This is a genomic window from uncultured Phenylobacterium sp. (genome assembly GCF_902826855.1).
Lineage (GTDB): Bacteria > Pseudomonadota > Alphaproteobacteria > Caulobacterales > Caulobacteraceae > Phenylobacterium.
On sequence record NZ_CADEGK010000020.1, the window covers coordinates 3,592 to 23,485 of the forward strand.

A 19,894-nucleotide genomic window follows, 5' to 3' on the forward strand; every position below is an offset into this window, starting at 1 on the left:
ACCTTCTTCCCGGCCGACGCGGCGACGGCGGAGGCGCTAAGGGCGGCGCACGAAGCGCGCGCCGCGGCGGCCTAGAGGGCGACGCAGGCGGGCGGTGGGAGGACCAGCACCGAGTCCTGCTTGAAGCGGACCCGATAGGCGTTGCGGACGGCCTCCATCTGGCTGTGCGGGGCGCGCTTCGCCGGCAACACGATAAGCACCACCTTGGCCGCCTCGCGCATCATGCGGTTGTCGGCGCCCTTCCACTGGCCACCCCCATCGACGACGGTGACCCCATTCGGAAAGCGCGGCGTGACCTCAGCGTCGACGAACTTGCGGATCTCCGTGTCGCTGATCTTGGTCGCCGCCTGGGCCCCCAGGAAGATCTGGGCCGTGCGCAATTCCGACTGGCCGACCGGACATGCAAGCTTCGGCTGCGTGGCGCATCCCGCCAGCGCCAGAGCCGCGACCAGGGGCCCCGCCAATCTCATCCGCCCACAAGCTCCCGTCCGATGAGGAACCTGCGGATCTCGTTGGTGCCGGCGCCAATGTCGTAAAGCTTGGCGTCGCGCAACAGGCGCTCGACGGGATAATCCTTGGTGTAGCCCGCCCCGCCCAGCGCCTGGATCGCCTCCAGCGCGACCTTCACGGCGTTCTCGCTCGCCATCAGGATTGCCCCAGCCGCATCGAACCGCGTGGTCATGCCCGCGTCGCAGGCCCTGGCCACGGCGTAAACATACGCCCGTGCGGAGTTCAGCGCGACGTACATGTCTGCGACCTTTCCCTGCATCAGCTGGAAGGACCCAATCGCCTGGCCGAACTGCCGGCGCTCGCGCACGTAGGGCAACACCACGTCCAGGCAGGCCTGCATGATCCCCAGCGGCCCGGCGGCCAGTACGGCGCGCTCGTAGTCCAGCCCGCTCATCAGCACGCCCACGCCGCCGTTCTCCGGGCCCATGACGTTCTCCGCCGGAACCTCGCAGTCCTCGAACACCAGCTCACCGGTATCCGAGCCGCGCATGCCCATCTTGTCGAGCTTCTGGGAGACGTGGAAACCCGCGAAGCCCTTCTCGACGAGGAAGGCGGTGATGCCGCGCGAGGCCGCCTCCGGCGTGGTCTTGGCGTAGACCACCAATGTGTCGGCGTGGGGCGCGTTGGTGATCCAGAACTTCGTGCCGTTCAGCACGTAGCGGTCGCCGCGTTTCTCGGCCTTGAGGCGCATGGAGACCACGTCGGAGCCGCTGCCGGCCTCGCTCATGGCCAAGGCGCCCACGTGCTCGCCCGAGATCAGCTTCGGGAGATAGCGCCGCTTCTGCTCATCGGAGCCCCAGCGGCGCAGCTGGTTGACGCACAGGTTGGAGTGGGCGCCGTAGCTGAGGCCGATGGAGGCGGAGGCGCGGGACACTTCCTCCATGGCCACCACATGCTCCAGATACCCAAGGCCCAGGCCGCCGTACTCCTCATCCACCGTGATGCCGTGCAGGCCCAGCTCCCCCATCTGCGGCCAGAGATGGCGGGGGAACTCGTTGGTGGCGTCGATCTCGGCGGCCAGTGGCGCGATCCTGTCGGCCGAGAAGCGCGCGGTCGTGGCGCGGATGGCGTCGGCAGCCTCGCCGAGGCCGAATTCGAGGCTGGGGCCCTGGTTCGGGATCATCGGCGCGGGTTAGCACAGGGCGAGCGGCCCCGCGAGCGCGCGCCTAATCCTGCTCGGCCTGGCGGCCGAGCCGCTGGAGCAGATGGAACACCGCGACGACCACGAAGCCGATCCCGGCCAGGCCGGCGAGCCAGGCGACGATCATCGGCGTCAAGACCCCCTCGGCAGGGCCGGAGCGGGCATTCAGCCCCCAGAAGATGCCGAAGCCGAAGAAGGCCAGGCCGAACAGCGCCAGGAGCAGGTCCCAGACCAGCGACAGCTCGCGCCGCACAGGCGCCGGGCGGGCGCGGGCCGGAATGAACTCCGAGGGCGCGACCTCCATGGCTACCAGCGGCGGCGGCGGCGCGTCGTCGTCGTCGTGGAACCGGCGCAGCGCCGGCGGCGCCTGCGGGATCTCCAGCTCGGCGTCAGACCCGGTGTCCAGGCGTAAAGACGACGGCTCGAACCTCTGCCGTTCGGAATCGGGGTCCGGTTGCGATACCGGCTCCGCCTCCACGGTGATCGGCTCGGCGAAGTCGGCCTGTGGACGCAGGTTCGCATCGGCCTCGAACAGGTCCGGCTCGCCCCCCTCAACGCCTCCTTCGACGACGCGCTCCGGCTCTTCACCTGGATCGGCGAACAGGCTGGAGAGCCGCCCGGCTACCGCCTCCGCGGCGGCGGCCACCGCCGGCGTGGGCTCAGGCGGCGGTTCCGGAGGAAGCTCGGAATCGGAGAGGTCGTTGCGGCGCGCGGTGACCCGCTCGCCTTCCATCGATGTCTGGACCTCCACCGGCCGGCGCATCGGCACAAGGTCCAGGGCGTCCAGGTCGATTGCCGGCCGCAGCAACGGTGACGGCGCGGCCACGAACTGCCCGTCGTCGGGGGTCAGGAACAGCGACTTCTCGACCGAGCGGCGGCGCACCAGCGCGTCTACGACGATACGTTCGCCCTCGAAGTCGGCCTTGCGCCACAGCTCCATGGCGCAGGCGGCCTGCACCGCGGCGCCGGCATTCAGGCGCTTCAGGACCTGGCTGCGGCGGAAATTGTCGAGGCCGACGTTGAAGGCGAAACTGCAAAGGGCGTCGAACTGGTTCTGGCCGATGGGCGCCAGCGTGTTCTCGTTCACCGCATGACCGACGCTGATCAGGTCGTAGACCAGCAGCGCCTCGGCATCGGTCTCGGAGACCTCCGCGCCCTCGCGGGCCGTCAGCGTGTGCCCATAGCCGATCGTCCAGCGCCCGTCAGGCAGCTGGGCGGCTTTCTGGCGGTAGCCCTCGAACTGCTTGATCAGCTCGATGGCCCCCCGGGAAACACGGTGGCGCGACAGCATGGCCCGTCCCAAAACGGCACAGGCGCAGGGCGCCCGCAGGCGAACAGCGCAAGGCCGACGCCAGTTACAACAAGATCAGGCTCGCAAGCCCCAGAAAAGACAGGAAACCCATCAGGTCGGTGACGAAAGTCACGAACACGGACGAGGAGACCGCGGGGTCGCGGCCGAACCGTTCGAGGGTGAGTGGAGCCAGCACGCCGGCCACTGCAGCCAGGAAGATGTTGATGATCAACGCCAGGCCGATGGTGATCGAGAGGCGAACGTCCTGGAAGAACATCCACGTCGCGCCGGCCATGATCAGGCCGACGACGGAGCCGTTCATCAGGCCCACCGTCATCTCGCGCGCGACGATGCGCATGGAGTTGGCCGCCGAGAGCTCGCGATTCGCCAACGCGCGCACCGCGACCGCCAGGGCCTGGGTCCCGGCGTTGCCGCCAACGGAGGCCACGATGGGCATCAGCACCGCCAGCGTCACCAGCTTGGCGATCTCGTCCTGGAACGCGCCGATGGCCTGCACCGCCACGGCCTCGGTGGCCAGCGCCAGCACCAGCCACGGCAGGCGCGAACGGACGATGTCCCAGACGCCTGCGTCACGGCCGGCGTCGCTGACCCCCGCCAGGGCCAGGATGTCCTCCTCGCCCTCCTCCTGGATGACGCCGACGATGTCGTCGACGGTGATCTGCCCCACCAGCCGCCCGCCCGGATCGACCACGGGGGCGGAGATCAGGTGGTACTTGTCGAAGATGTAGGCGACCTCTTCCTGGTCGAGGTCGGTGGTGATCTCGTTCACCGGCTCCATGATCTGGGCCAGCGGCGTCCGGCGACCGACCTTGAGCAGTTGGCTGACCGGCACCGCCCCGACCGGCTTGTAGGCCGGGTCGACCACATAGATGTCGAAGAACAGTTCCGGCAGGTTGTCGGCCTCGCGGCGGAAATGGTCGATGGCCTGGCCGACGGTCCAGAACTGCGGCGCGGCGACAAACTCGCGCTGCATCAGGCGACCGGCGGTCTCGTCCTCGTAGGAGAGCGTGCTCTCGATCGCCGCCCGCTCCTGCTCGGGCATGGCGGCCATGACCTCGGCGCGCTTATCGTCCTCCAGGTCGTCGACGACGTCGGCGGCGTCGTCGCTCTCCATCTCGCCGATGGCCTTGGCCAGGGTCGCCGACGGCACGTGCTCCAACACGTCCTCGCGGATCTCGCTGTCCAGTTCGGAGAGGATCTCGGCCAGGGTCTCCGGGTCGAGGTGCGGGATGAGCTCCTCGCGGTCGCTCGCCGAGAGAAAGCCCATGAGGTCGGCGACGTCGGCCGGGTGCAGCGCGCTCAGGAGCTCGCGCAGGCGCTCGGCATTGCCGCTGTCCAGCGCGTCGGCGACGTCGGACACGAACTCCGGGTTGAGCGCGTAATCGTCCTCGAGGGCGAGGTCTTCGAGGTCTTCGTCCGCTTCGGCCACGTCGTTGAGATCGTCCGTTACGCGGCTCATGCGGACCTCCCTGACGCTATGTGTGGACGGCTCTGCTCAATCTCCGAGCGACCGGAGAGTTCGCTCACGACTCATGCTTGAGGATAGACCATTCGTCGGGTTGAGACTGGTCCCAACCCAAGCAACGACTGGCTTGGGTTGGGGCCGGATTCACTGGTGCGGTCGAGAAGACTCGAACTTCCACGGGTTGCCCCACAGCGACCTCAACGCTGCGCGTCTACCAATTCCGCCACGACCGCGCGTGGTGAGGCGCGGCAGGTAGCAAACCCCGTCCGCTTACTCAAGTGGGCCTAAGGAATGAGGCTCAGCCGCCGCCTGCCATGTAGTCGTACACGTTGGCCTCGCGGGTGACGGCGATGGCGATGCGTTCGTCGTTGATCTGGATCTCGCCGCGCGCCACCGGATGGTTGTTGGCCAGGATCCAGACCTCGTCGTTGACGCTGGTGTCCAGCGGGATGACGGCGCCGCGGCCCATACGCAGCAGTTGGGCCATGGGCAGGCTGGCGCGCCCGAGCACCACCTGGATTTCGACGTTGACGGCCTTGACCTGGCTCACGAAGGAGGACCTCGAATGCAGACGCAGGGCTCGCATGGGGCGCGCCCGAGGCCCACATTTGGCCCCACATGCTTGACCGCTCGTTAAACCCGGCAACCGAAAGCGGGACAGTGCTGTTCGGCCGCACCGACGGCCAGGCGGCCGGGTGGGCGGTCTCGCGCGGCCTGGTGGACTATCCCGCGGCGGTGACGGCCATGGAGGCCCGCGCGGCGGCCATCGCCGAGGGCAAGGCCGGCGAGTTGGTCTGGCTGCTGGAGCACCCGCCGCTCTACACCGCCGGCGTCTCCGCAAAGCCGGACGATCTCCTGCAGCCGGACCGCTTCCCTGTGCACCAGAGCGGCCGCGGCGGACAGTTCACCTACCACGGCCCCGGCCAGCGGGTGGCCTATGTCATGCTGGACCTGACCCGGCGCCGCCGCGACGTGCACGCTTTCGTGGCCGCCCTGGAAGCCTGGGTGATCGGCGCGCTCGACCGCTTCAACGTGGCCGGCGAGGTCCGCCAGGGACGCGTCGGCGTCTGGGTCGAACACGGCGCACCGCGTCGGGAGGACAAGATCGCCGCTATCGGCGTGAAGCTGCGCCGCTGGGTGTCATTCCACGGCGTCTCGCTGAACGTGGAGCCCGACCTCGCGCACTTCAGCGGCATCATCCCCTGCGGGGTGACCGAGCACGGCGTCACAAGTCTCGTCGACCTCGGCCTGCCGGTGGCGATGGACGAGGCCGACGCCGCACTGCGGGCCAGCTTCGCCGAGGTGTTCGGGCCGGCGACGGACGCGGAGCCGCCGCTCTAGGCAAACTCGATCAGCACCTCGTCGGCCGCTACGCTATCGCCGGCCGCGGCGTTGACCGCCTTCACCACGCCATCGTGCTCGGCGCGGATGATGTTCTGCATCTTCATCGCCTCCAGCACCGCCACCACCTCGCCGGTGCGCACCGACTGCCCCACGACGACGTCGACGGAGACCACCAGGCCCGGCATCGGCGACAGCACCATCTTGGAGGTGTCGGCGGCCTTCTTGGGCGGCAGCTTCTCGTGCATTTCGGCCGAGCGGGGAGAGAGCACCAGCACGCGCAGGGTCGTGGCGCGGTGACGGATCACGAAACCCTCGGCCGCCGGCCGCACCGAGGCGGTGAAGTCCACGCCATCGAGGTTGCCGCGGAATACAGGCTGGCCCGGGCGCCACTGGATATCCTCGAGCCGCAGCTTGCGGCCATCGGCCTGGATGCTCAGGCCGCCGTCGGTGGCGGTGGCGGACATCTGCATCTTCTTCAGCCCGGCGATGACGATCCAGTCGGTGCGCAACTGGTCAGGCGCCGCCCGGGCCAGCAGCGTCCGGTGCATCGCCAGCGCCACCACGCTCATCAGGTCACGCTGCCGATCGGTGGGCGGGAGCCCTTGGAAGCCCTCCGGAAACTCGTCCTTGATGTAGTTGGTGCTGATCTTGCCCGACCGGAACCGCTTCTGGTCCATCACCGCGGCCAGGAACGGAATGTTCTGACCCAGGCCCTCGATGTGGAAGTCCTCCAGCGCCCGGCCCATGGCGTCGATGGCGATGTTGCGCGTCTTGCCCCAGGTCGAGAGCTTGGAGATCATCGGGTCGTAGAACATCGAGATCTCGTCGCCTTCGCGCACTCCGGCGTCGTTGCGCACGATGACGCCGTCCGTCTCGCCCTCCTTGGGCGGCGCATAGCGCACCAGCCGGCCGATCGAGGGCAGGAAGCCGCGGTAGGGGTCTTCCGCGTAGATCCGGCTCTCCATGGCCCAGCCGTTGATCTTCAGGTCCTTCTGGGTGAACGCCAGCTTCTCGCCGTAGGCCGATCGGATCATCTGCTCGACCAGGTCCACCCCGGTGATCAGCTCGGTGACCGGGTGCTCCACCTGCAGGCGGGTGTTCATCTCCAGGAAGAAGAAGCTGCGGTCCTGGCCCGCCACGAATTCCACCGTGCCGGCCGAATCGTATTGCACCGCCTTGGCGAGCGCGACGGCCTGTTCGCCCATGGCCTTGCGGGTCTTTTCGTCGAGCAGCGGGCTGGGCGCCTCTTCGATGACCTTCTGGTTGCGCCGCTGGATCGAGCATTCGCGCTCGAACAGGTGGACGACGTTGCCGTGCTTGTCGCCCAGCACCTGGATCTCGACGTGGCGTGGGCTCTCGATGAACTTCTCGATGAAGATCCGGTCGTCGCCGAAGCTGGACTTTGCCTCGGCCTTCACCGCCGGGAAGCCCTCCTCGACGTCCTTGCGGTTCCAGGCGACGCGGATGCCCTTGCCGCCGCCGCCGGCCGAGGCCTTCAGCATTACCGGATAACCGATGTCCTCGGAGATCTTCACGGCGTGGGCCGTGTCGTCGATCTCGCCCACGTGGCCGGGCACGACCGAGATGTTGGCCTTGGCAGCGAACTTCTTCGATTCGATCTTGTCGCCCATCGCCTCGATGGCGTGGGGGTTGGGCCCGATGAAGGTGATGCCTTCCTTGGCCAGGCGCCGGGCGAAACTGGCGTTCTCCGACAGGAAGCCGAATCCGGGGTGCACGGCTTCCGCACCGGTCAGCTTGACGGCGTCGACGATCTTGTCGGCCACCAGGTAGCTCTCGGCGGCGGGCGGCGGGCCGATGAAGACGGTCTCGTCGGCCATCTCCACGGCCATCGAATCGGCGTCAGCCTCGGAGTAGACGACCACCGTCTTGATGCCCATGCGGCGGCAGGTCTTTATGATCCGGACAGCGATTTCGCCCCGGTTTGCGATGAGAATCTTCGAGAACATTGCCGTCCTTGCACAGGCCGTCTTTCACCAACGGCGGCGGGACCTTAGATTGACGGGCATGAGCACGCCAGAAGTCTCCCCCTCCGGTTTCTCCCTCTCGCCGCCTGACGCTGAGGAACGCAAGGCCCTCGCGGCCGACCTCAGTGACGCCGAGGCCGAAGTCCTACTGCATCACGGCACCGAGGCGCCGTTCTGCGGCGGCCTGCTGGATCAGAAGGACAGCGGCGTCTACTGCTGCCGCCTCTGCGCGCTGCCGCTCTTCCGGCACAAGACCAAGTTCGAGAGCGGCACCGGCTGGCCCTCCTTCTGGGCGCCGTTCGACGAAGCGCACGTGACCGCGGTGCGCGACACCTCCTACGGCATGCTGCGAATCGAGACCCTCTGCGCCCGCTGCGGCAGCCACCAGGGCCACGTCTTCCCCGACGGCCCGCCGCCGACGCGGCTGCGCTACTGCATCAACTCGGTGTCCCTGGAGTTCGTCCCCGACGGCGCGCCCCTGCGCGACCCGCTGCAGCGGGGCGACAACAAGCACCTCACCACCGCCTGAATAGGCGGTGCGGGACTTCTGGCGGACCGGCGCCTGGGGCGTCCTTGTGGCCGTGGTGATGTTGGCTTGGGTGGGCGTCAGCCAGGTTCGGGCCGATCGCGACCCCAATCGGGCGCCCTTCAAGGCGATCCACGGGGCCTCGGCTGCGGAAGAAGCCCTGCTCGCCACCCTGCTGAGCGACGCGTTCGGGACGCTGCACATGCCGCAGTTCCGCCGTAACCTGCTTGCGCTCGCCGGGCGCTACCCGGTGATCTACGCCAAGCCGGACGACCAGGAGGCCGATGTCGCCAAGCTGGCCCGCATCGTCGGCGGCGAGGGACCGTTCACCCGCTATGCCCCGGCCGACGTGGTGCTGGTCGGGGGTGACGAGCAAGGTGATCCGACGCGCGACCATGCGAGCGCCGGCCAGGGCCAGGGCCACGGCCGGTACGCCGCCATCAACATCGGCCGCAATGTGCTCGAGCAGTACCGCTCGCCCAACCTCGTGGCGCAGTCCTGCGCGGTGAACGTCGCAGCGCACGAATACGCCCACACCATCTCCACGACCCTCGTAGGCTTCGGCATCGCCTTCACCGATACGACGGACACAGCGCCGGCGATCGAGGATCGCGAGCACCCTGGCACACCGGTCGCCAGCTACCTGATCGGTACGGTAGCCCAGTGCACCTGGCTGCAACTCAAAGGCCGCATCGAGGCATCCGGGGTCCCCGCGTGCGTCGAGACCTGCGGGGTCGCCAGCTCCAACTGGCGCCGGTGCAACCGCTTCGGTCCTGGCCAGCCGGTGGCGCCGCGGCCGGATATCCCGCCTCCGTCGCCACCGCTCTAGCGTCTACGACTTCCGCGTCGTCGTGTGGGTGGCGTTGGCGCTGGTCTCCATGGAGGCCTCGCCTTCGCTGCGGACGGCGCCTTCGCCATAGCCCCCCCCGCGCCCGGAGGTCGAGTACGAGCCCGCTTGCCGTACGCGGATGTTGTTCTGCACGTGGTTGACGCCGGACAGGTCCTCGACGATCCGTTCGGCGCGGTGCTTGGCCTCGCGGCTTTCCACCGTGCCGGTCAGCGTCACCTCGCCGTTCGACACCGAGACGCCGATCTCGGAGGCGTCCAGCCACGGGTCGTCGGTCAGGCGTTCGTGGACCTCTTCGTCGATCCGCGCGTCCGAGCGCTTGTAGCCCTTCGGACCACGGCCACGGTGCGCCCGCTCATAGTCCGAGCCTGCGTCCCGGACGTCGTCGCGCACGTCGCTGAACCAGTTGGCCACCTTGCGGCCCGTCCGCCGGAAGAAGTCGCCCGCATCCCGCGCCCGGTCCTCGAAGCTCTCGCTGCGGCCACCGTCGCCGTAATCACGGTCGTGGTCGTAGTAGGCGTCAACGCCGCCGGCGTAAGCGCCGCCGCCGCGCATTTCGCGCCGCCAGCGCTCGTCGGCTTCGCGACTACCGAACCGTGGGGCCTGATCGTAGTCTTGCGGCCGGCTGTAGCCGGTTTCCTCGCGATAAGGTCGGCCACGCCCATCATCGCCATAGTAGCGACCGCCGCGAGTGTAGTCCTGGTTGGGGACTCGCGAGGCGCCCCGATGCTCGTTCTCGTAGTCGCGCTCGTGCTGGCGGAAGCCCGGGCTCACGCCCTGGTAGTTGCGGTCCTGCCAGGCCGGTTGATCGCCGCGGCTCCGCGAGTCGGCGCGGCTGCGGTAGTCGGTGCGATAGCCGCCGCCCGGCTGCGCGCTGCGCGGCAGGTTGTAGCCGACACCGGTCTCACGCTCGCCGAACACCCGGTCGCGGCCGCGCTCGAACGACCGATCCTCGGCCCCGTCAAAGCGCTCGCGCTCGCGCTCGAGCCTGTCGTGGTTACCCTCCGGGCGCCACTCGTCGCTCCACCGTCCGGCCATGATCGTTCTCCTTCGTTTCGGTTGGCGGCCGAAGCCGCCGCGCAAGCAGAACGAGGGGTGGGACGGGTAGTTCCGGCGGGCTACAGCGGAATGTTGTCGTGCTTCTTCCAGGGGTTGGACAACTGCTTGCCCTTCAGGTTCTTCAGCGCGTTGACCAGCCGCCGACGCGTGGAGTGCGGCGTGATCACGTCGTCGATGTAGCCGCGGGAAGCGGCGACGAAGGGGTTGGCGAAGCGTTCCTGGTATTCGGCGGTGCGCGCGGCGATGGCGTCGGGATCGCCGATCTCGGAGCGGAAGATGATCTCCACCGCCCCCTTGGCGCCCATCACCGCGATCTCGGCCGACGGCCAGGCATAGTTGATGTCGCCGCGGATGTGCTTGGAACTCATCACGTCGTAGGCCCCACCATAGGCCTTGCGGGTGATGACGGTGATCTTCGGCACCGTGGCCTCGGCGAAGGCGAACAGCAGCTTCGCCCCATGCCGGATCAGGCCGCCCTGCTCCTGCTTGGTGCCCGGCATGAAGCCCGGGACGTCCACGAAGGTGACGATCGGAATCTCGAAGCAGTCGCAGAACCGCACGAAACGCGCGGCCTTGCGGCTGGAATCGATATCCAGCACTCCGGCCAGCACCTGCGGCTGGTTGGCGACGATGCCCACCGGCTGACCGTCCATGCGGCCGAAGCCGCAGATGATGTTCTTGGCGAAGTCGGGGCTGATCTCGAAAAAGTCCGCCTCGTCCACGACCTTCAGGATCAGCTCCTTCATGTCGTAGGGCTTGTTGGGATTGGCAGGGATCAGGGTGTCGAGCGAAAGCTCCTCGCGGGAGGGCTCATCGTAGCTCTCGCGCACCGGCGGCTTCTCGCGGTTGGAGAGCGGCAGGAAGTCGACCAGCCGGCGCACCTGGGTGAGCGCCTCCAGGTCGTTCTCGAAGGCGCCATCGGCGACGCCGGACTTCAGCGCATGGACCCGGTAGCCGCCCAGCTCTTCGTGGCTGACCTCCTCGTGGGTGACCGTCTTCACCACGTCGGGGCCGGTCACGTACATGTACGAGGTGTCCTTCACCATGAAGATGAAGTCGGTGATGGCCGGGGAATAGACGTCGCCACCGGCGCAGGGGCCCATGATGACGCTGATCTGCGGGATGACGCCCGACGCCAGGGTGTTCTCCAGGAAAATGTCGGCATAGCCGCCGAGCGCGGCCACGCCCTCCTGGATCCGCGCCCCGCCCGCGTCGAACAAGCCGATCACCGGGGCGCCGACCTTCATCGCCTGGCGCTGGACCTTGAGGATCTTCTCGGCGTGGGCCAGCGAAAGAGAGCCGCCGAACACCGTGAAATCCTTGGAAAAGACGAACACCACCCGGCCGTTGATGCGGCCCCAGCCGGTGATCACCCCGTCGCCGGGGATCCGCTGGTCAGCCATGCCGAACTCGGTGACCCGGTGCTCGACGAACATGTCGAACTCCTCGAAGGAGCCTTCGTCCAGCAACAGGTCCACGCGCTCACGGGCGGTTAGTTTGCCCTTGGCGTGCTGGGAGGCGATTCGCTTCTCGCCGCCGCCTTTCCGGGCGTCTTCGCGCCGGGTCTCGAGGTCTGCCAGGATTTGCTTCACGTCCAGCCCTTCTTCACGAACGCGCAGGCGTAGTGCGACCAGCGCCGGCAGGCAAGTTCACGCCGCGGGAGGCCCTCGCCGCTCGCCAGGCGCTGGGCTATCAACGACCCATGATCTTCGAGAGGGATCCAGCCAGTCCCGAGCGGGATCGCCGCGTCGCATCGGTCGCGGTGGCGCCCTTCGACCCCCTGCCGCTCACGCCGGACGAGGCGCGGGTCGCCCGGGGATTCCTCGAGGACGTGATCGCCGAACTGTCCCGCCTGCCCGACATGGAGGTGCTGGCGCCGCGCACCTCCCTGGCGCTGACACCCGAACAGCTTGAGCCCCGCCGGATGATGGAGACCTTCGGCGTCACCCACCTCCTGGACTCCTCGGTGCGGCCCACGGCGGCCGGGATGCAGGTGAACGTCAGCCTGGTGGAGGCGCCCACGGGCCGAATCGTCTGGGCGCATCGCTATGAGGCCCCGTTCCGTGAGGCCGGTGCGGTGCTGGAGGAGATCGCCCTCCAGGTGGCCAATCACCTGACCGCGCGGGTGGTGATCTCGCGCCTGGCGGAGGCGCGCCGTCGGCCGCTCACCAGCCTGCGTGCGCAGGACTGCTGGCTGCGGGGCCTGGAATGCCTGCGCCGCGCCACCCCCGAAAGCGACGAGGAGGCGCGCCGGCTGTTCGAACGCGCGCTCGCCATCGACCCGACCTATGCGCGCGCCTACGCCGGCCTGTCCCTCAGCCACTTCAAGCGTTGGAACGGACGCCACGCGACGGCCCAGGAGGCGGAGGACGACCGGCTGGGCCTGCAGTACGTGGCCCGCGCCGAGGCGCTGGACGAGATGGACCCGGTGGTCCAGGTGGTCGCCGGGCGCCTGCAGGTCTATCGGCGCAACTTCGGCGAGGGCCGCCGCCACCTGGAGCGCGCGATCGAGCTCAGCCCCAACCGCGCCGACGGCCTGATGCAGATGTCGCCGCTGTGGGCCTACCTCGGCGAGCCCGAGCGGGCGCTGGAGATGGCCGCCAAGGCATTCCGCCTCAACCCGCTGCACGAGCCCTGGTACTATTTCGTCTCGATCATGCCCCACTTCCTGGCGCGAAAACTGGAGACCGGCCTCGCCATATTGGAGCGCTCGCCGCCCGACCAGATCTTCGAGCAGGCGGCCCTGATGGCGGCCAGCTACGCCCACTTGGGCCGGCTCAAGGAGGCTCGCGCCCAGGTCCCCAAGTTCCTGCAAGCCTACGCACGCGACATCGCCGGTGGACGAGAGGCGGCGCCCGAGGACGCCGTCCGCCACGTGATGGACGCCAACCCCTTCGCGCGGGAGGCGGATGCTCAGTTCCTGCTGGAGGGGCTGGCCCGCGCCGGCCTGCCCACTGGACAGGGCGCCGCGCCTGCCCGTGCTGCGGCGACTCGCGCGACCCCCGCAGTGGCGCGATTCACCCGCAGCGGCGGCGTCTGGGAAGCCGACTACGCCGGCCGCCGCGCGGTGGTCACCGACGCCAAGGGCTGCGCCGACCTGGCGCTGCTGCTAGCCTCGCCGCGGGAACGCATCCACTGCATGGAGCTGGCGGGTCGGCTGGTGGAGGGCGACTCGGGCGCAGCCATGGACGCCAAGGCTCGCGCCGCCTGCCAGCGCCACATCCAGGACCTGCAGGCCGAGCTGGCCGAGGCCGAACGGCACAACGACTTCGCCCGCACCGAGCGCATTTCCGAGGAGCTGGACGCGGTGATCGAACAGTTGTCCGCCGCCGTTGGCCTCGGCGGCCGCAGCCGCAGGCTGGGCGACCCGGCAGAGAAGGCGCGCACCGCAGTAACCTGGCGCATCCGCAGCGCCATCAGGAAGATCGCCGAGGCCCATCCCCAGCTCGGCCGCCATCTGGACGCTTCGGTCCGCACCGGCGCCTTCTGCGCCTACCAGCCGGAGCATCCGGTGCGCTGGACGGTGAACTAACAGGCGTCGCCTCACAATGTGAGGCCGCGGCTCACGCTCTTGGAAGGCAACACAAGAGCAAAGGAGCCGCCCGTGTTCGGGTTCTATGACTATTGGCTGGCGGCGCTGTTCGCCGCCTTCGCCGCCCTAGACGTCCTGGTGCCGGCCAGGGCCTTCCCCCGGATCCGCAGCTGGCGCCTCAAGGGCCTCGCCTGCGGGATCGCCTACTGGTTCGTGTCCACCCGCGCGCCCTTCCTGTGGGACGGGTTCCTGGGTGCGCACACCCTCATCGACCTAAAGGGGCTGCCGCTGTGGCTGGCGGCCCCACTGGCCTTCCTGGCCTTCGAGCTGGGCGTCTACGCCTGGCACCGGACGATGCACGGGTCGGACCTGCTGTGGCGGGCCTTCCACCAGACCCACCACTCGGCTGAGCGCATCGACATCTGGGGCGCGCTCTACTTCCATCCGCTGGACATGCTGGGGTTCGCTTTCGTGGGCAGCTTCATGCTGGTGTTCGTGTTCGGCTTCGCGCCGGAGGCGGTGCTGTGCGCCTTTCTGGCCGGCACGTTCTGCGCCCTGTTCAGCCACGCCAACCTGCGCACGCCGCGGTGGCTGGGCTGGTTCGTGGCGCGCCCGGAGATGCACAGCCTGCATCATGAGCGCGGCGTACACCGCTGGAACTACGGCGATATTCCGATCTGGGACATGGTCTTCGGCACCTATCGCAACCCGAAGACCTGGGAGGCCCAGGCCGGCTTCTACGACGGCGCCTCCTCCCGCATCGGCGACCTCCTGATCGGCCGCGACGTGGCCGGCGGCCAGCGGGGCCAGACCCCTCAACTCGCCGCCTCATCCTCCTAAGAACTCCCGAGCCAAAGGAACTCCCATGAAGACCCGCATTACCGTTTCGCCCGGCGTCGAGCTCGACGTCATCCAGTCCGGCGACCTGGCCGGCATTCCCCTCCTGCTGCTGCACGGCCTGAGCGATTCCGCCCCGTCCATGCGCCCGCTGATGGACCGCCTGGCGCCCGGCATCCGCGCCATCGCGATCACCCAGCGGGGCCACGGCGACTCGTCGAAGCCCGCCGGCCCCTACACCACGTCGGTGATGGTGGCCGACGCCGTGGCTGCCCTGGACCGCCTGGGCGTCCGCCGCGCGGTCGTCTTCGGGCACTCCATGGGCAGCGTGGTGGCCCAGCGCTTCGCCATCGCCCATCCCGGGCGGACGGCCGGCCTGATCCTCGAGGGCGCCTTCCCGGGCCCCTACGACAACCCTGCGGTCGACGCCTTCTACGAGGCGGAGATCGCGGACCTGAGCGATCCCATCGACCCGGCCTTCGCACGCGGGTTCCAGGAGAGCACCCTCGCCCGTCCCGTCTCGCCGGCGTTCCTCGATCTGGTGAGCGCCGAGAGCTGCAAGCTCCCCTCGCACGCCTGGAAGCAGATCCTCACCGGCATGATGGCCGACGACGTGGTCGCGGAGCTTCCGCGGATCCGCGCCTCGACCCTGCTGCTGTGGGGCGACCAGGACGGGTTCGTCACCCGCGCGGACCAGGACCGACTCCTGGCCGGCATCACGGGCTCGGCGCTCACCGTCTTCCCCGGCACGGGACACGACCCCCATTGGGAAGAGCCGGACCGCGTCGCAGAGCTGATCTCCGTCTTCATCGCGCGCCACATCGCGCCCGTCGCCGCCTGAAGGAGGCCCGAACCATGACCACCACCCTGCCCCAATTGGGCGAACGCCTGTTCCTGACGGACGGCGGCCTGGAGACGACGCTCATCTTCCACGAAGGCATCGAGCTGCCGCACTTCGCCGCCTTCATGCTGCTGAAGGACGCCAGGGGACGGATGACCCTGCGCCGCTACTACGAGCGCTATCTCCAGATCGCCGCGGACCAACGTCTGGGCTTCATCCTGGAGGCGCCGACCTGGCGGGCCAGCCCCGACTGGGCCGCCCGCCTCGGCCTCGCCGCCGGCGAGCTGGAGCTGTTCAACCGCGACGCCATCCGGCTCCTGCACGAGCTCGCCGCCGAGTGGCGTGGCCGCGTGCCGCAGGTCGTCGTCTCCGGCTGCGTCGGACCGCGCGGCGACGGCTACGACCCCGGCGAGGTGATGAACGCCGAGGAGGCCCGACGCTACCACGCCGGCCAGGTCGCGAGTTTTGCGGCGGCCGGCGCCGAGATGGTCTGCGCCATCACCATGACCAACGCGCCCGAGGCCATCGGGGTGGTTCGGGCCGCCCACGCGGCGAGACTGCCGGTGGCGATCTCCTTCACGGTGGAGACGGACGGGGCGCTCCCCACCGGCCAGCCGCTCGGGGAGGCGATCTCGGCGGTCGACGCGGCCACCGCCCAAGGCCCGGCCTACTACATGGTCAACTGCGCGCACCCGAGCCACTTCGCTCAGGCCCTGGAGACCGACGCGCCGTGGGTCGCCCGCTTGCGCGGACTGCGGGCCAACGCCTCGCGCCGTAGCCACCAGGAGCTGAATGATGCGCCCGATCTCGACGACGGAAACCCCGCCGAACTGGGCCAGGAGCACGCGGCCCTGCTTCGTCGGCACCGGCATATCCGGGTGCTTGGCGGCTGTTGCGGCACCGACCATCGCCACGTGGCGGCCATGAGCCGCGCCTGCTTGGAGGTGTCGGCCTGATCTAGCCGCGGCGCTCGGAGAGACCCGTGAACCACCGGTCCAGCATCACCGCTTCCAGGCGCAGCCGTGCGGTGCGTTCGGCGGCCTCCGCGTCTATGCCCCACTTCTCCTCCTGGAAGGCCTCGTCGATGCGAGAGAGGTCGAACGCCGCGTCGCCGGGGATCCAGCCGCGCCTTAACGCCAGCGCCAGCACCGTGGAGCCGAACAGGGCGGCGCCGAACGCCAGTGCGCCCAGGGCGAAGTCGTCCTCCGCCAAGGCCAGGGCGCGGACCTTCTCCAGCGTCGCCGCTGGTTGGTCGCGGTACTGAATGCCGGCGCAGCGTTCGAACACCAGCCCCAGCTCCGCTTCGGCGCGGGTCAGCACGGGGGTCCAGGCGGCGTCCTGGCGCGCAGTCAGCGCCTGCGGCATCTCGGCGTAGTAGCAGGTGAGGTCGGAGCCCGCGTACTGCACGATCTGCTCCGCCACCCCGTCCCGGGACGCGCCGATGGTCTCGATGGCGGTGTTGGCCAGGCGGGTGGCGTGCATGGTCGCCATCTCGATGACCTCGTGCTGCGCCGCCCACTCGGCCGCCACCTGATCGGCAAGCGCGCGGGTGGGCAGGACCATCGCCTGCGCCTTCGGCGTGCGCAGCCGCCGGCCGTCGAGCAGGATGCCGAAGCCGCCGTCCGCAGCCTCCAGGCTCACGGCCTTGTAGAACCGCCGCGGCTTCTCGGCCGGCTCGTGGAAACCCTTGCGCAAGTCCAACCTGACCTCCCGGCGAAACGCGCCGACTTCATCGTGGAATGGGGATGAATCACCGTCACTGCAAGGGCGCGCGTGTGCGCTCAACGTCGCCGCTTGAAGGGGTCCGGATCGGCCTCGTGCTCGTCGAAGCCGAAGCGTTCGAAGCCCGCCCTCAGCTCGGGACTGATCGGGGCTTCGAGGGCCAGGGTTCCGCGCGAGGGGTGCGGTAGGATCAGCCGGCGGGCGTGCAGCTGGAGCTTGAGCCCCTCGCCGAGCGTGGCCGAGGCCTCGTCGTTGTACTTGGGATCGCCCAGGATCGGGTGGCCCATGGCCAGCATGTGGGCCCGCAACTGGTGCGTACGCCCAGTGTGCGGCCACAGCGCCATCCAGGCGGCGCGGGGGCCGGCGCGGGCGATGGTGACGAACTCGGTCTCGGCGGTCTCGGCGCGGGGATCGGACAGGTCGGTGGGGACCATCATCTCGCGGTCGCCGACGCCCTTCTTGGCCAGGGGCAGCTCCAGCACGCCCTCCCCGGGCTTTGGGAAGCCGGCGACGATGGCCCAGTAGATCTTCTGCGCCTTTCGCTTGGCGAAGGCTCCAGCCAGCTTGGCGGCCGCGCCCGGGCTCTTGCCCAGCACCAGGACGCCGGAGGTGTCGCGATCCAGCCGGTGGACCAGCCGCGGCCGGTCGAGCCCCTCACCCCAGGCGGAAAGCAGCCGGTCGACATGCTTGGAGGTCTTGGTGCCGCCCTGCACCGCCAGGCCGCAGGGCTTGTTCAGGGCCAGCACCTCTTCATCCTCATAGATCACCAATGAACGTGCGTAGGCCGCCTCGCGGTCGTCGATCTGCCCCTTCTCACGCGGCGGCGGCGCGTCGGGGAGCGGCGGCACCCTCACCTGCGCTCCGGCCGCCAGCCGGGTGTCCGGCTTCGCCCGCGCGCCGTCGACGCGGATCTGGCCGGAGCGGGTCAGTTTCTGGATCTGGATGTGGTTCAGGTGCGGCCAGCGGCGCTTGAACCAGCGGTCCAGCCGCACGCCGGCCTCACCCTGGTCGACGTACAGGGTCTTGACCTCCCTCACGCGAGCAGGCGCCGCAGGAGGAAAAGGCCGGCGAACAGAGCCGCCACGGACAGCACGACGGACCCCAGGCTGTAGGCGGCGGCCGAGACCCACTCGCGCCGCTGGATCATCAGCACGACCTCCAGCGAATAGGACGAAAAGGTCGTGAAGCCGCCCAGCACACCCACGCCGAGCAGCAGTCGCCACTTCTCCTGGTCCGCTCCCCCGCGGAATGCCAGGACGCCGACCAGCACGCCCATCAGGAGGCCGCCGACAACGTTGGCGGCGAAGGTTCCGTACGGCCAACCCGTCCCAAAGGCTCGCATCGCCTGGGCGCCCAGGAGATGGCGCATGACCGCGCCGGCCGCCCCACCGCCGGCCACCAGAAGGAGATTCAGCATCGGTGCGTCTTATGCGACGGCAAGACTTCGTTTGCCACCTTCAGCGAAGGTGGCCGGATGAGCGCCGTCCATCCAGGCCTGACCGTCACCCGCATCAGCGCCGCTGACGCCTCGGTGGTGCTCGAGCGCCTTGCCGGGTCGGACCGGCTTGAACGCGGCGCGGTGTTCGTGATCAGCGTCGAGGCGATCCGCGAGCGGTCCGGCGACCGCTGGTCGAAGAAGCGCGACGACGTCTGGGGCTACCTGGGCCGAAAGCTCAACGAGTACCTGTCCTATCAGGACGTCCATCAGCGGCTGAACGAGACGGACGTCCTCGTCGCCATGACCACCGAGGACGGCGTCGCCGCCCAGGCGGTGGGCATGAAGGTGCTGGAGGACGTGCTGGAGTTTTTCCTCGGCGCTGCCGAGCGCAAGGACATCCGCATCCGGGGCGTCAGCCGCATCGACGGCGAGGACCTGCTCTGCGCGGACCTCGATCCCGAGATCATCGCCACGGCGCGCGAAAAGGAGGCCGCCGCCCCCTATCACCGCCAGGTCAGCGCCGAGCTCGAGCGAGCGCACAACCCGGTGTCGTTCGTGGCCCACAACGGCCAGCGCCTGGAAGTGGCCTTCGCCCTGGAACACGTGGTCAGCCTGCGCCACGGCGTGACCGCCGTCCTGCGGGTGGAACCGACCGTGACCTTCCGGGCCACGGGTGAAGTGATCCCCGCCCGGCGGTTCCACCGACTGGCCGATTCCGACATGATCGCCATCGACCGTGCGACCATGGCCTTCGGCGGCCTGTTCATCCCCGAGGACGCTCGGACCAAGCCGCCGGTGATCCTGCCGGCGTCCTTCCGAACCCTGGGCGGACGCAAAGGGCGCAACTCGCTGATCGCGATCGATGGCGTCTCGCCCGACCTGATCCGCCAGGGCGCCATGATCGAGTTCATCGACGTCGACCGGGGCACCCCGGCCGGGCGCCTGGTGGAGGTTGTGAGCCTGGTCGGCGGCGTCACCCGCGGGGTGCTGGCCCGACTGCAGCCGATCGGCAACGCGATCGAAGCCGTGCAGGGCGCGCGGTTCAACGGTCTGACCGTCGACTTCGCCGACCTGGGCCTGCCCGACGGCCGCCTGCCGCCCTTCATGCGCGCCATGGCCCACCAGATGCGCGGCAAGGCGCCGGCGCTGATCGCTCAGGGCCTGGGCGAGCGACTGCATCTTGAGATGGCCGATGACGCCGGCTTCACCCATGCGGGCATCCGCGCCGCCCCCAACACGGTCACGCGGCGCAACGTCGCCTAGAGATTACTACATCCGTAATAATTACGGTTTACAGGTGTAGTACGACAAGCGAGTGTCAGCCTCCTAGCCTGG

General features: G+C 69.0%; 19 protein-coding genes and 1 tRNA gene. 8 read left to right on the plus strand and 12 right to left on the minus strand.

Annotated features, from left to right (window positions below; genetic code table 11):
• Window positions 1-71: 71 nt before the first annotated feature.
• From QZV94_RS04835 to QZV94_RS04860, 6 genes are all read right to left on the minus strand, one after another.
• Window positions 72-470, minus strand: coding sequence for a DUF3574 domain-containing protein (locus QZV94_RS04835; protein ID WP_293676676.1), 399 nt, complete (start codon window positions 468-470; stop codon window positions 72-74).
• Window positions 467-1,633, minus strand: a complete 1,167-nt coding sequence (locus tag QZV94_RS04840) for an isovaleryl-CoA dehydrogenase (protein WP_293676677.1) — start codon at window positions 1,631-1,633, stop codon at window positions 467-469. Before QZV94_RS04840 ends, QZV94_RS04835 begins: the two co-directional genes overlap by 4 nt.
• Before the next feature lie 43 nt (window positions 1,634-1,676).
• Complete coding sequence (locus tag QZV94_RS04845; protein WP_293676678.1) at window positions 1,677-2,942, minus strand: lysozyme; 1,266 nt, start codon at window positions 2,940-2,942, stop codon at window positions 1,677-1,679.
• Window positions 2,943-3,006: 64 nt separating this feature from the next.
• Window positions 3,007-4,422 carry a magnesium transporter gene (gene mgtE / locus QZV94_RS04850; RefSeq protein WP_293676679.1) on the minus strand — a complete coding sequence of 472 codons (1,416 nt, stop codon included), beginning with the start codon at window positions 4,420-4,422 and terminating at the stop codon, window positions 3,007-3,009.
• A gap of 154 nt (window positions 4,423-4,576) precedes the next feature.
• A tRNA-Leu gene (locus QZV94_RS04855) sits at window positions 4,577-4,661 on the minus strand.
• A 65-nt stretch (window positions 4,662-4,726) separates the two neighbouring features.
• Window positions 4,727-5,014, minus strand: a complete 288-nt coding sequence (locus QZV94_RS04860) for a FliM/FliN family flagellar motor switch protein (protein WP_293676680.1) — start codon at window positions 5,012-5,014, stop codon at window positions 4,727-4,729.
• A gap of 32 nt (window positions 5,015-5,046) precedes the next feature.
• On the opposite strand from QZV94_RS04860, the gene lipB reads away from it, so the two are divergent.
• Entirely contained in the window at window positions 5,047-5,769 is a 723-nt protein-coding gene (gene lipB, locus QZV94_RS04865) for a lipoyl(octanoyl) transferase LipB (RefSeq protein WP_293676681.1), read from the plus strand.
• Here the strand turns inward: lipB and QZV94_RS04870 are convergent.
• On the minus strand, window positions 5,766-7,739 hold the full coding sequence (locus tag QZV94_RS04870; RefSeq protein ID WP_293676682.1) for an acetyl/propionyl/methylcrotonyl-CoA carboxylase subunit alpha: 1,974 nt from the start codon (window positions 7,737-7,739) through the stop codon (window positions 5,766-5,768). The genes lipB and QZV94_RS04870 overlap by 4 nt on opposite strands.
• A 49-nt stretch (window positions 7,740-7,788) precedes the next feature.
• On the opposite strand from QZV94_RS04870, the gene msrB reads away from it, so the two are divergent.
• Together msrB and QZV94_RS04880 are read left to right on the plus strand one after the other, a co-directional pair.
• Window positions 7,789-8,286 carry a peptide-methionine (R)-S-oxide reductase MsrB gene (gene msrB / locus QZV94_RS04875; protein ID WP_293676683.1) on the plus strand — a complete coding sequence of 166 codons (498 nt, stop codon included), beginning with the start codon at window positions 7,789-7,791 and terminating at the stop codon, window positions 8,284-8,286.
• A 7-nt stretch (window positions 8,287-8,293) separates the two neighbouring features.
• The gene (locus QZV94_RS04880) at window positions 8,294-9,112 is read left to right on the plus strand and encodes a hypothetical protein (RefSeq protein ID WP_293676684.1); all 819 of its coding nucleotides are present in this window, start codon (window positions 8,294-8,296) and stop codon (window positions 9,110-9,112) included.
• Window positions 9,113-9,115: 3 nt separating this feature from the next.
• On the opposite strand, the gene QZV94_RS04885 is transcribed toward QZV94_RS04880, so the two are convergent.
• Complete coding sequence (locus QZV94_RS04885) at window positions 9,116-10,168, minus strand: BON domain-containing protein (RefSeq protein ID WP_293676685.1); 1,053 nt, start codon at window positions 10,166-10,168, stop codon at window positions 9,116-9,118.
• An 80-nt stretch (window positions 10,169-10,248) separates the two neighbouring features.
• On the minus strand, window positions 10,249-11,781 hold the full coding sequence (locus QZV94_RS04890) for an acyl-CoA carboxylase subunit beta (protein ID WP_293676686.1): 1,533 nt from the start codon (window positions 11,779-11,781) through the stop codon (window positions 10,249-10,251).
• A 110-nt stretch (window positions 11,782-11,891) separates the two neighbouring features.
• On the opposite strand from QZV94_RS04890, the gene QZV94_RS04895 reads away from it, so the two are divergent.
• The 4 genes from QZV94_RS04895 to QZV94_RS04910 all read left to right on the plus strand — a co-directional run bounded on the left by QZV94_RS04895 (window position 11,892) and on the right by QZV94_RS04910 (window position 16,355).
• Complete coding sequence (locus QZV94_RS04895) at window positions 11,892-13,721, plus strand: hypothetical protein (RefSeq protein ID WP_293676687.1); 1,830 nt, start codon at window positions 11,892-11,894, stop codon at window positions 13,719-13,721.
• A gap of 72 nt (window positions 13,722-13,793) precedes the next feature.
• Entirely contained in the window at window positions 13,794-14,561 is a 768-nt protein-coding gene (locus QZV94_RS04900) for a sterol desaturase family protein (protein WP_293676688.1), read from the plus strand.
• A gap of 25 nt (window positions 14,562-14,586) precedes the next feature.
• On the plus strand, window positions 14,587-15,399 hold the full coding sequence (locus QZV94_RS04905; RefSeq protein WP_293676689.1) for an alpha/beta hydrolase: 813 nt from the start codon (window positions 14,587-14,589) through the stop codon (window positions 15,397-15,399).
• Window positions 15,400-15,413: 14 nt separating this feature from the next.
• Window positions 15,414-16,355 carry a homocysteine S-methyltransferase family protein gene (locus QZV94_RS04910; protein ID WP_293676690.1) on the plus strand — a complete coding sequence of 314 codons (942 nt, stop codon included), beginning with the start codon at window positions 15,414-15,416 and terminating at the stop codon, window positions 16,353-16,355.
• 1 nt (window position 16,356) lies between these two features.
• Here the strand turns inward: QZV94_RS04910 and QZV94_RS04915 are convergent, their stop codons facing one another.
• The 3 genes from QZV94_RS04915 to crcB form a co-directional block, all read right to left on the minus strand.
• The gene (locus QZV94_RS04915; RefSeq protein ID WP_367253970.1) at window positions 16,357-17,100 is read right to left on the minus strand and encodes an ATP12 family chaperone protein; all 744 of its coding nucleotides are present in this window, start codon (window positions 17,098-17,100) and stop codon (window positions 16,357-16,359) included.
• An 80-nt stretch (window positions 17,101-17,180) separates the two neighbouring features.
• Complete coding sequence (locus QZV94_RS04920) at window positions 17,181-18,158, minus strand: RluA family pseudouridine synthase (RefSeq protein WP_293676691.1); 978 nt, start codon at window positions 18,156-18,158, stop codon at window positions 17,181-17,183.
• Window positions 18,155-18,538 (minus strand): fluoride efflux transporter CrcB, encoded by a 384-nt coding sequence (gene crcB, locus QZV94_RS04925; protein ID WP_293676692.1) that lies wholly within the window; start codon window positions 18,536-18,538, stop codon window positions 18,155-18,157. The genes QZV94_RS04920 and crcB overlap by 4 nt, the downstream gene beginning before the upstream one ends.
• A gap of 57 nt (window positions 18,539-18,595) precedes the next feature.
• Here crcB and QZV94_RS04930 point away from each other — a divergent pair, with 57 nt between their 5' ends.
• Window positions 18,596-19,822: a hypothetical protein gene (locus QZV94_RS04930; protein ID WP_293676693.1), complete on the plus strand. Its 1,227-nt coding sequence runs from the start codon at window positions 18,596-18,598 to the stop codon at window positions 19,820-19,822.
• Window positions 19,823-19,894 lie beyond the last annotated feature (72 nt).

Coding starts and splice junctions, on each gene's coding strand:
- QZV94_RS04845 (WP_293676678.1), bottom strand. CDS start 2,942: ATGCTGTCGCGCCACCGTGTTTCCCGGGGGGCCATCGAGCTGATCAAG.
- QZV94_RS04905 (WP_293676689.1), top strand. CDS start 14,587: ATGAAGACCCGCATTACCGTTTCGCCCGGCGTCGAGCTCGACGTCATC.
- QZV94_RS04840 (WP_293676677.1), bottom strand. CDS start 1,633: ATGATCCCGAACCAGGGCCCCAGCCTCGAATTCGGCCTCGGCGAGGCT.
- QZV94_RS04895 (WP_293676687.1), top strand. CDS start 11,892: ATGATCTTCGAGAGGGATCCAGCCAGTCCCGAGCGGGATCGCCGCGTC.
- mgtE (WP_293676679.1), bottom strand. CDS start 4,422: ATGAGCCGCGTAACGGACGATCTCAACGACGTGGCCGAAGCGGACGAA.
- QZV94_RS04860 (WP_293676680.1), bottom strand. CDS start 5,014: ATGCGAGCCCTGCGTCTGCATTCGAGGTCCTCCTTCGTGAGCCAGGTC.
- QZV94_RS04835 (WP_293676676.1), bottom strand. CDS start 470: ATGAGATTGGCGGGGCCCCTGGTCGCGGCTCTGGCGCTGGCGGGATGC.
- QZV94_RS04870 (WP_293676682.1), bottom strand. CDS start 7,739: ATGTTCTCGAAGATTCTCATCGCAAACCGGGGCGAAATCGCTGTCCGG.
- QZV94_RS04910 (WP_293676690.1), top strand. CDS start 15,414: ATGACCACCACCCTGCCCCAATTGGGCGAACGCCTGTTCCTGACGGAC.
- crcB (WP_293676692.1), bottom strand. CDS start 18,538: ATGCTGAATCTCCTTCTGGTGGCCGGCGGTGGGGCGGCCGGCGCGGTC.
- lipB (WP_293676681.1), top strand. CDS start 5,047: ATGCTTGACCGCTCGTTAAACCCGGCAACCGAAAGCGGGACAGTGCTG.
- QZV94_RS04930 (WP_293676693.1), top strand. CDS start 18,596: ATGAGCGCCGTCCATCCAGGCCTGACCGTCACCCGCATCAGCGCCGCT.
- QZV94_RS04885 (WP_293676685.1), bottom strand. CDS start 10,168: ATGGCCGGACGGTGGAGCGACGAGTGGCGCCCGGAGGGTAACCACGAC.